Raw genomic sequence first — 7,863 nt, 5'->3', positions numbered from 1 at the left:
ATAGCATCTGCAGCTTCTATTGATCCTATTAATCCTTTTGTTTCTATCATTCCTAATGCATCGTATTTCATATTAAACTCCTCCTAAATATTTTTTTATTTATAAACTATTATTTAACTATTGTCACTTTTGATTTTGAGTTAATGCCCATTGCATTAGCTTCTTCAATATCAAGATGACACTCAAGTTGTGAAGAATTATTAGCTCTAATAGCCACGTTGCTATATACTCCGCCTCTTAAATCTTCAAATTTTATTGATACTACTTCTCCGTCATGTACTCCTAGATTTCTAGCATCTTCAAGTGTCATGTGAATGTGTCTTTGTGCAACCATTAATCCTTCTTCAATTTGAACAGAACCTTTTGCTCCAATTACTGTGATTCCAGGTGTTCCATTTAAATCTCCAGATAATTTTACATGTGATGCTACCCCAAGTTTAACGCAATCTCCAGCTAAAACTTCAACTTGAGTCTTACTTCTTACAGGACCAAGTATTCTAACTTTTTCAATTGCACCTTTTGGTCCGCAAATTGTTACAACTTCCTTACAAGCATATTGTCCAGGTTGAGATAGGTCTTTAAGCTTAGTAAGCTCATAATCTTTACCGAAAAGGCTCTCTAAATCCTTTTGTGAAAGATGCACATGTCTATTAGAAATTCCTACTGGAATCTCAGATGAATTTTTCTGAATTCCATTATTTGCTCCGTTGCTTTTAATGGCTTCTAGTAAAACTCTTAATATTTCTTCGCAATTTTCCATTAGTTTGCCCCCTTCATAGCAGCAACTATTTGGTTAACTAAGTCTAAAAGTTCTTCACTTTTTGCGCTTTCAGTACAATTGTTAGTGCTTTTAGCAGAATCATTAACTTTATTTAAAACTTCTGCTGCTGCTGCAATTTGAGCTGGGCTCATATTCATAAATTGATTTTGTACTGCATGGCAATTTTCAGCAGTTTTTATACGGTTGAAAGTTGGATCATTAGATGCTAATGTTGCACAGTCTTTTAAACCATAAGCAACCCTTTTTATGTTTATAAGGTGCTCTGGAGTAACGTTCTCAGATACTGAACTTCCTCCCCATGTACCACAACCTAAAGTAAATGAAGGATTAAGACCTGTGCTTGCACCTGTTCCACCTTGAGATCCACCAGTATTAACAAGAATACGAGAAGCTGGTTTTTTAGCAAACTTCATAACCATATCTCTGTCTTCTGTATGGATGCTCATTGTATGACCAATTCCATTTTGAAGTAATTCAATACTTAATTCGCATGCTTCATGACAATCTTTTACTGTATAGAATGCAAGAACTGTTGTAAGTTTTTCAAAAGATAATGGATTACCTTGACCTACTCCGTTTTGTTTTCCTATAAGTACTTTAGTTTCTGATGGAACTGTAAATCCTGCAGCATTTGCAATAACTTGTGGACTTCTTCCAACAAATTTAGCATTCATAGCATGTCCATTCTTAAATAACAGCTCACAAACTTTATTAGTTTCTTCTTCTGTCATAAAATATCCACCTTGCTTTTTCAACTCTTGAACAACCACATCATAATTGCATTCTTCGCAGATTATTGATTGTTCTGAAGCACAAATTGTACCATAGTCAAAAGTCTTACTTGCAATAATGTTTCTAACAGCCTTTTCTACATTAGCAGTTCTTTCAATGTATGCTGGAGAGTTTCCTGCTCCAACTCCAAGGGCTGGTTTTCCTGAGCTGTAAGCAGCCTTAACCATTCCTGGACCACCTGTAGCTATTATAATAGCAACTTCTTTGCTTTTCATTAAATCGTTTGTAGCTGCAATTGTTGGTATAGTTACAGAGCCTATGATGTTCTCTGGTGCACCAGCTTCAATAGCTGCGTCTCTCATTAATTCAACTGCTTTAATTGTACATTTTGCAGCAGATGGATGTGGTGCGAACACTATAGCATTACGAGATTTAATTGCAATCATAGATTTAAAAATTGCTGTAGAAGTTGGGTTTGTTGAAGGTACTATACCCATAACTAAGCCAACTGGCTCAGCAATCTCTATAGTCTTATTTACCTCATCTTCTCTAATTACACCTATAGTTTTCATGTCTTTAATTGAATCATATAATACAGTAGATGCTAAATGGTTTTTGAAAGTTTTATCTTCAGCTTTACCGAAGCCTGTCTCTTCAACTGCCATTTGTGCTAAGCAAACTGCATTTTCTTCTGCTACTCTAACCATATTACGTAAAATTTTATCAATTTGCTCCTCGCTATAATCAGCAATTTTATCAGCTGCTATTTTTCCAAGTCTAGCAAGATTTCTCGCTTCTTGTATTGAACGTAAATCTTTATCAATGTTTTCCATCATTCATTACTTCCTTTCATCAACCTTAAATAGCTAATTTTTCTCATAATATAATTTAAATTTAGTAATTAGTGTATTCTTACCTGCCTTTGAGGTGGCTCTACCTATAATTCCAAAATCTTTATATTCACGAGCTAAATTTCTAAGCTTAATAACTTTTAACTTATCTAGTATTAAAAGGGCTTGTTCTATACCATTTTTATTTACTAGATTATCTACATCATCTTTATGCAAATTCTCTAAGTCCAGCTTATGCAGTTTATCTAAATCCATTTTCAAAGCATCTTGATCTTCTTTAATCTCATCTTCAGCTTCTACTACATATACTTCTTCTTTCTGTTCTGCATTTTCTATTTCTTTTACTTCTTCAATTTGTTCTGTTTCTTCTAATTTTTCAGTTTGTTCTTTTACTTCTTCTGTTTTTCGTATTTCTTTGGCTTGTTCTACTTCTTCCAATTCTTCATTAGATGATGGAACTTCTAAAACTTCTGGTGGAGTATTAGGTCCAATTATGCTTTCCACTTCCTCATGAGGACGCGGAATTACATGATTCGAAACTAAAAGTTCTTCATCAAGTTTTTTAACAGCTGCTACTCCAGCTTCTATAGATGCCTTTACTGCACCTACATCACCTGTAACTAAAATTGTAACAAGCCCTCCACCTACATAAGTTTTTTCAATAATACTTACATCTGCAGATTTCACCATTGTATCAGCCGCTTCAACAGCTGCAAGTAATCCTTTTGTTTCTATTAAACCAAGTGCTTTCATAGGCTAATCCTCCTAACCTTCTATAAAAGATCCGCCCAGTTTGCTGGATATGTAGTGTAAAATACCCTAGCTTTATCTGGTGAACCCCAAACCACTTTAGAACCTGATGGCACAAATAGCACATCTCCAGGATAAGCTGTATATGTCTTTCCATTGATTTCAACCGTTAAGGTTCCCTCAATAACATAATCAATCTCTTCGTAAGTTAATTCCCAATCAAATTTTGAATTTTCAATAACTAAAAATCCAGCACTCATTTTTGATTCTTCTTTACTTACTAATTCTTGAAAATAAGCTTTTGCATTTGGATTACCAGTATCAAATACATCCATCTTTACTGTGTTTCCTCTAACAACTTTAAGTCCATTAGGGTCACATTCTGCTTCAAATGGAAGATTCTTTTGCTTTAAACATTGAAGCATTTCTTCTAAAAGACCTTTATCCATCATTTTTCTAAAGAAATCAAGTAACATTTCGCTATCAATATTATCTATACCTGGAGTTTTGTTAACTCCTAAATCCTGTACTTTAGGTGCAGGAGCTTCTGCTGTAAACACTATTCCATTATTTTTTGCAAGATCTTGAGCTGATGGTGTAATTATTTCACTGCCATCTACATAAAGCGTCTTTTCACCCTTTAACATTACTGCTTCAATATCTTTTGCACAGATTAATTTTTTCATGTTTTCACATCCTTTCAATATAGTATTTGATATCTGCAAAAATCATAAAATACTATGATTTTTTCGAATGTGGCCTAATCAAAATTACAATCATGATCAATTATTCCAATAACAACTGCATCTACAGGAATATTATCATCTCCTAACATTCTGCGAGCAGATGATCCAGTACTAACGACAACTTTGTCGCCAATCCCTGCGCCTATAATATCAACAACAATAAGTCTACGTCCGTCATTTGTTCCACCAATTTCCTCAGCAAGCATAAATTTAAGTCCGCTAAGGGATTCTGCTTTTCTAGTGGCCCATATATTATCAATAAGTCTTGCTGCTATCATATTACTTTTCCTCTTTCATTTTCAATTTAATCTCATTTAATGCAGCTTCAACTGATGCTGTATCGCCTAAAATTCCAATTAGAACCATGTGCTGTGGGCATAATCCCCTGATATCCTCAACGGTAACTCCAACAGCCTTTTCAGCAATATCTGCCGCATAAATCATATCGATAAATTTACCTTGAACAAGTCCTATTGCATCAGCATTTTCTAAATCTGTTTTACAATTTCCACCCATTCGTCTTTTAAGAATATCTTTAGTGCTATCAGAAGGTGATTTTATAATTCTAAAATCCACTTTTAAACACTCCTTTTATTATTCTATGATATCTTGTGTACAACTTAATGCTATTCCAAGTGGTGTAACAAACATAGGATTCTTAGGTTTATGAGTATATATTTTTGTTTGCCTCTCAATAATTTCTTCAATTCCTGTCAAACAACAAGTACCACCTACTAAAGAAATTTCATTAACATCATAATTCTTAATCTGATTATTAATAATTGATGATACCTTTTCAACTACTGGTCTTAGCATTGGTAAAATTTCTTTGTGATTTTTATTGTCCCTTTTGAATTTATCTGCCTCTTTAAAAGGCATTTTATAGGCACCTGAAATAACTAATGAAAAGTGTGTACCACCTGTAGGCTCATCAACAACATGAATAACTTTTCCATCCTTTAGAATTGATATTCCTGTTGTTCCTCCACCAATATCTACAACTGCACCATTTTCAATCTTAAGTAGATTATTTGCAGCAGTAGGTTCATCTAAAAGACATGTCAACTCAAATCCTGCTGCTTGAACTACGTTTTTAATTGCTCCAGAATCTAATGCATCTGTCCCAGGTGGAATTGCAGCGGCTGCATAAAGAAGCTCTGTATTAAGTTTTTCTTCAATTTCTTTTTTAAGCTCTCTTACAATGCCTACTGCTCCGATATAGTCCACAACCATACCATCACGAACTACATCTGCATATCTATATGCTCCAGCAACTGGTTTATAATTTTCATCTAAAACAGCCAATACTACGCAGGCAGTACCTAGATCCACACCTGTATAATAGACAGAGGAATCATTAATAATTGGTTTTTCTATAACTTCTTCAAACTTTTGAACCATTTTATCGCAGTATTCAAAAGTTATTTTTTTCTTTGACATTCTTCTCCTCCTACCGCTAAACAAATTAATTGAGATAATGAATTAATTATTGAATTAACATTTTCTATAATTCTATTTTTTAAAATCTCATCATTACTTTTGAAATTCTCAGTTATTTCAAATTGCAATTCTCCTAAGCCACAACGAAGAGTGTGCATTTTTAAAATTGCATTGCTTTTTTCAAGCTGCATATGAAATTCTGTTATTTCAAAACAATCCTCAAGCTCAGTTGTAAAGTTTGATGAATTCATAAACGTACATTCTTTACAATGAATAGTTTCAAGAACACCTTCTCCATTCACAACATTTCTGATATTTGATATTTTCTTTCCCAAATTTATAACATTTTGAGCTAAAATAATATCATCTTTTAATATTTCCCTACCAGTAACAAGAAATACTGCCTCCATAGATTTTAATTTATAACAAAGCTTTTTATTCAAATTTGAATTATTGTTTACTGTCTCTTTTACTGCTTCTTTTATCGTTTCCGCCTGGTTGATTTTAGAAACATTCTTATTTGATTTTAAAGCATCATCATTCATTTTTATTCTTCTATCAGACAAATACTGAGCTGCTCCAGGTGTAAGGCGCTGTCCTTGCTGTAACTTGTAGGTATCAAAAGGTTCTTTTCTGTGTAAATCTCTTAAATACTCTTCAGTAATAAATTTCATCATTGACATTTACTCCTCACCTTTTTCAAATAAATACTTCTTTAAAGCATCAATTCCTGTTCCCATCGGAAAGCTAATATGAAAATATGGCTCTGATACTCCTATGATTTTTAGCCGCCTTAAACATTTCTCTTCATTTTCAGGTGTTAAGTCACATTTTGTTATAACCCCGATTATCGGGCATCTAAAAGACTTTGCAAACCCAGGGGAGTATATTTCAGTGCAATTAGACTGATCAACCAATATAAGCACATGGAATGCATCCTGAGATAATGCAATTACATGTTTATACATCCATGCATTTTCTATATAAGCGCTTGGAACATCAATAGTATTCTTACCGTAAATCAAATCTGGTGTTCGTCTTAATGGACCATCATAATCATTTAATGCATTAACTATTGTAGTTTTGCCAGATCTTGAAGGGCCAATTACCATTATGCGCTTTTTTCTCATGTTCTTGTAATTGGAGCTGGAGTAAATCCAAGCATATTCTTTAGCGTATCATTTACTGCATTAAGTGCCGTTTCAACACTTTGAACATCACCGTTTATTATAACAGAGCCTGTAAAACGATCAAGAAATCCAATTCTAACATCTGAAGCTTTTGTGGCAATGTCTGCGGCAATAATAGCAGTTTCATATGGTGAAAGAGTTAAAATACCTATTGCTCCTTTATCATCAATTCCAAGACGGTCATATATATCAGACATTGGAGATGCAATAACATGAGCTATAGTAATCTGCTTTCCTGGAACTGATTCTTGTATAACACGCTGTATATTTCTATCAGAAAAATCTCCCATAAGCTTTACCTTCCATCTTATTATCTATTTGAAAATCATTTAGTGACGGATTACTTTTACAGGTAAATCGTATTTTTTAATCCATCCTTCTATTTTATCTAAATCCTCATTTTTCAAACTTGGGTCGCCTTCTATAGGATATTCCATTCCTAGTTGGCTGTATTTATTTACTCCCATCTTATGATATGGAAGCAAATCAATTCCTTTAAAGTTTTTATAATCTTTATATGGTGTTAAAAACTCCATAGTCTTTTCTATTTCATCTTGAGAATCGTTTATACCTTTAAGTAAAGGCATACGAATCTTAACGTTGTATTTTTTGCGAAGTAATTCTTGAAGATTTTCTAAAATCTGCTCATTTCTCACTCCTGTTAGCTGAAAATGTCTATCAGAATTAATATGTTTAACATCAAACAGGAATAAATCTGTGAACTCCGCAACCTTAAGTATTGTTTCTAGCTTTGTATAACCACAAGTTTCAATTGCAGTATTTATTCCTTCTTGCTTACAAGCCATCAAAAGGTTGCAAGCTGCTTCAGGCTGCATTAAAACTTCACCACCACCTAATGTAACTCCTCCGCCAGACATTTCATAGAAAGTTCTATCTTCTTCTATGATTTTCAATAGTTCAGAAATAGTTTTTGTTTCTCCAACTATTGATATAGCAGATTTAAGACAAGCTTCCTTACACTTACCGCATCCAATACATTCTATATCATGATTAACTTCATGTTTTAGAGTTTCCTTAGAGATGGTATGTATGGAAACAGGGCAAACAGAAACACAAGCGCCACAATTAACACATAAATTGCTCTTTAACATAACTCTATGTTTTTTCATCATTCCTTCAGGATTTGCACACCATTTACATCGAAGTGGACAACCTTGGAAAAATACCAAAGTTCTTATTCCTTCTCCATCATACATATTATATTTTTGTATATTAAAAATCGTCGCTTTTCGTTCGATCATACCTAAATTTCCATTACTCATATTCTTCATTCTCCAGTTTCATTTACTTTTACTTTTAATATATATCCAACTTTAATCTGTAATCTACAGAACATCTCTGTAGATTACAGA

11 protein-coding genes and 1 pseudogene are annotated in these 7,863 nt (G+C 33.4%); all 12 read right to left on the bottom strand.

Annotated features, from left to right (window positions below):
* Window positions 1-71: pseudogene (locus B3W71_RS14965) on the bottom strand (ethanolamine utilization protein EutM); the annotation flags it as partial.
* Between the two features lie 38 nt (window positions 72-109).
* Entirely contained in the window at window positions 110-760 is a 651-nt protein-coding gene (locus B3W71_RS14960; protein WP_346889736.1) for a phosphate propanoyltransferase, read from the bottom strand.
* Entirely contained in the window at window positions 760-2,346 is a 1,587-nt protein-coding gene (locus tag B3W71_RS14955; RefSeq protein WP_346889741.1) for an acetaldehyde dehydrogenase (acetylating), read from the bottom strand. Before B3W71_RS14955 ends, B3W71_RS14960 begins: the two co-directional genes overlap by 1 nt.
* Window positions 2,347-2,379: 33 nt before the next feature.
* On the bottom strand, window positions 2,380-3,117 hold the full coding sequence (locus B3W71_RS14950) for a BMC domain-containing protein (RefSeq protein ID WP_346889735.1): 738 nt from the start codon (window positions 3,115-3,117) through the stop codon (window positions 2,380-2,382).
* 20 nt (window positions 3,118-3,137) lie between these two features.
* Window positions 3,138-3,800, bottom strand: a complete 663-nt coding sequence (locus B3W71_RS14945; protein ID WP_346889734.1) for a cupin domain-containing protein — start codon at window positions 3,798-3,800, stop codon at window positions 3,138-3,140.
* Window positions 3,801-3,874: 74 nt separating this feature from the next.
* The gene (locus B3W71_RS14940) at window positions 3,875-4,138 is read right to left on the bottom strand and encodes a EutN/CcmL family microcompartment protein (protein ID WP_346889733.1); all 264 of its coding nucleotides are present in this window, start codon (window positions 4,136-4,138) and stop codon (window positions 3,875-3,877) included.
* Between the two features lies 1 nt (window position 4,139).
* Complete coding sequence (locus tag B3W71_RS14935) at window positions 4,140-4,436, bottom strand: BMC domain-containing protein (RefSeq protein WP_346889732.1); 297 nt, start codon at window positions 4,434-4,436, stop codon at window positions 4,140-4,142.
* 18 nt (window positions 4,437-4,454) lie between these two features.
* Window positions 4,455-5,300 carry an ethanolamine utilization protein EutJ gene (gene eutJ, locus B3W71_RS14930; protein ID WP_346889731.1) on the bottom strand — a complete coding sequence of 282 codons (846 nt, stop codon included), beginning with the start codon at window positions 5,298-5,300 and terminating at the stop codon, window positions 4,455-4,457.
* Window positions 5,282-5,977, bottom strand: a complete 696-nt coding sequence (locus B3W71_RS14925; RefSeq protein ID WP_346889730.1) for a cobalamin adenosyltransferase — start codon at window positions 5,975-5,977, stop codon at window positions 5,282-5,284. The genes eutJ and B3W71_RS14925 overlap by 19 nt, the downstream gene beginning before the upstream one ends.
* A gap of 6 nt (window positions 5,978-5,983) precedes the next feature.
* On the bottom strand, window positions 5,984-6,430 hold the full coding sequence (locus tag B3W71_RS14920) for a EutP/PduV family microcompartment system protein (protein ID WP_346889729.1): 447 nt from the start codon (window positions 6,428-6,430) through the stop codon (window positions 5,984-5,986).
* Entirely contained in the window at window positions 6,427-6,780 is a 354-nt protein-coding gene (locus tag B3W71_RS14915; protein ID WP_346889728.1) for a BMC domain-containing protein, read from the bottom strand. The genes B3W71_RS14920 and B3W71_RS14915 overlap by 4 nt, the downstream gene beginning before the upstream one ends.
* A 39-nt stretch (window positions 6,781-6,819) precedes the next feature.
* Window positions 6,820-7,773, bottom strand: a complete 954-nt coding sequence (gene cutD / locus B3W71_RS14910; RefSeq protein WP_346889727.1) for a choline TMA-lyase-activating enzyme — start codon at window positions 7,771-7,773, stop codon at window positions 6,820-6,822.
* Window positions 7,774-7,863: the final 90 nt, after the last annotated feature.

The organism is Clostridium sp. UBA1056 (assembly GCA_002316385.1).
Taxonomy (GTDB): Bacteria; Bacillota; Clostridia; order Clostridiales; family Clostridiaceae; genus Clostridium_J.
Note: the sequence above shows the minus strand (reverse complement) of the source record. Positions and strands in the feature narration are given on the sequence as shown.

Excerpts from the sequence above, each read along its gene's own strand:
- B3W71_RS14960 (WP_346889736.1), bottom strand. The coding sequence starts at position 760 with ATGGAAAATTGCGAAGAAATATTAAGAGTTTTACTAGAAGCCATTAAA.
- B3W71_RS14955 (WP_346889741.1), bottom strand. The coding sequence starts at position 2,346 with ATGGAAAACATTGATAAAGATTTACGTTCAATACAAGAAGCGAGAAAT.
- B3W71_RS14950 (WP_346889735.1), bottom strand. The coding sequence starts at position 3,117 with ATGAAAGCACTTGGTTTAATAGAAACAAAAGGATTACTTGCAGCTGTT.
- B3W71_RS14945 (WP_346889734.1), bottom strand. The coding sequence starts at position 3,800 with ATGAAAAAATTAATCTGTGCAAAAGATATTGAAGCAGTAATGTTAAAG.
- B3W71_RS14940 (WP_346889733.1), bottom strand. The coding sequence starts at position 4,138 with ATGATAGCAGCAAGACTTATTGATAATATATGGGCCACTAGAAAAGCA.
- eutJ (WP_346889731.1), bottom strand. The coding sequence starts at position 5,300 with ATGTCAAAGAAAAAAATAACTTTTGAATACTGCGATAAAATGGTTCAA.
- B3W71_RS14925 (WP_346889730.1), bottom strand. The coding sequence starts at position 5,977 with ATGATGAAATTTATTACTGAAGAGTATTTAAGAGATTTACACAGAAAA.
- B3W71_RS14920 (WP_346889729.1), bottom strand. The coding sequence starts at position 6,430 with ATGAGAAAAAAGCGCATAATGGTAATTGGCCCTTCAAGATCTGGCAAA.
- B3W71_RS14915 (WP_346889728.1), bottom strand. The coding sequence starts at position 6,780 with ATGGGAGATTTTTCTGATAGAAATATACAGCGTGTTATACAAGAATCA.
- cutD (WP_346889727.1), bottom strand. The coding sequence starts at position 7,773 with ATGAGTAATGGAAATTTAGGTATGATCGAACGAAAAGCGACGATTTTT.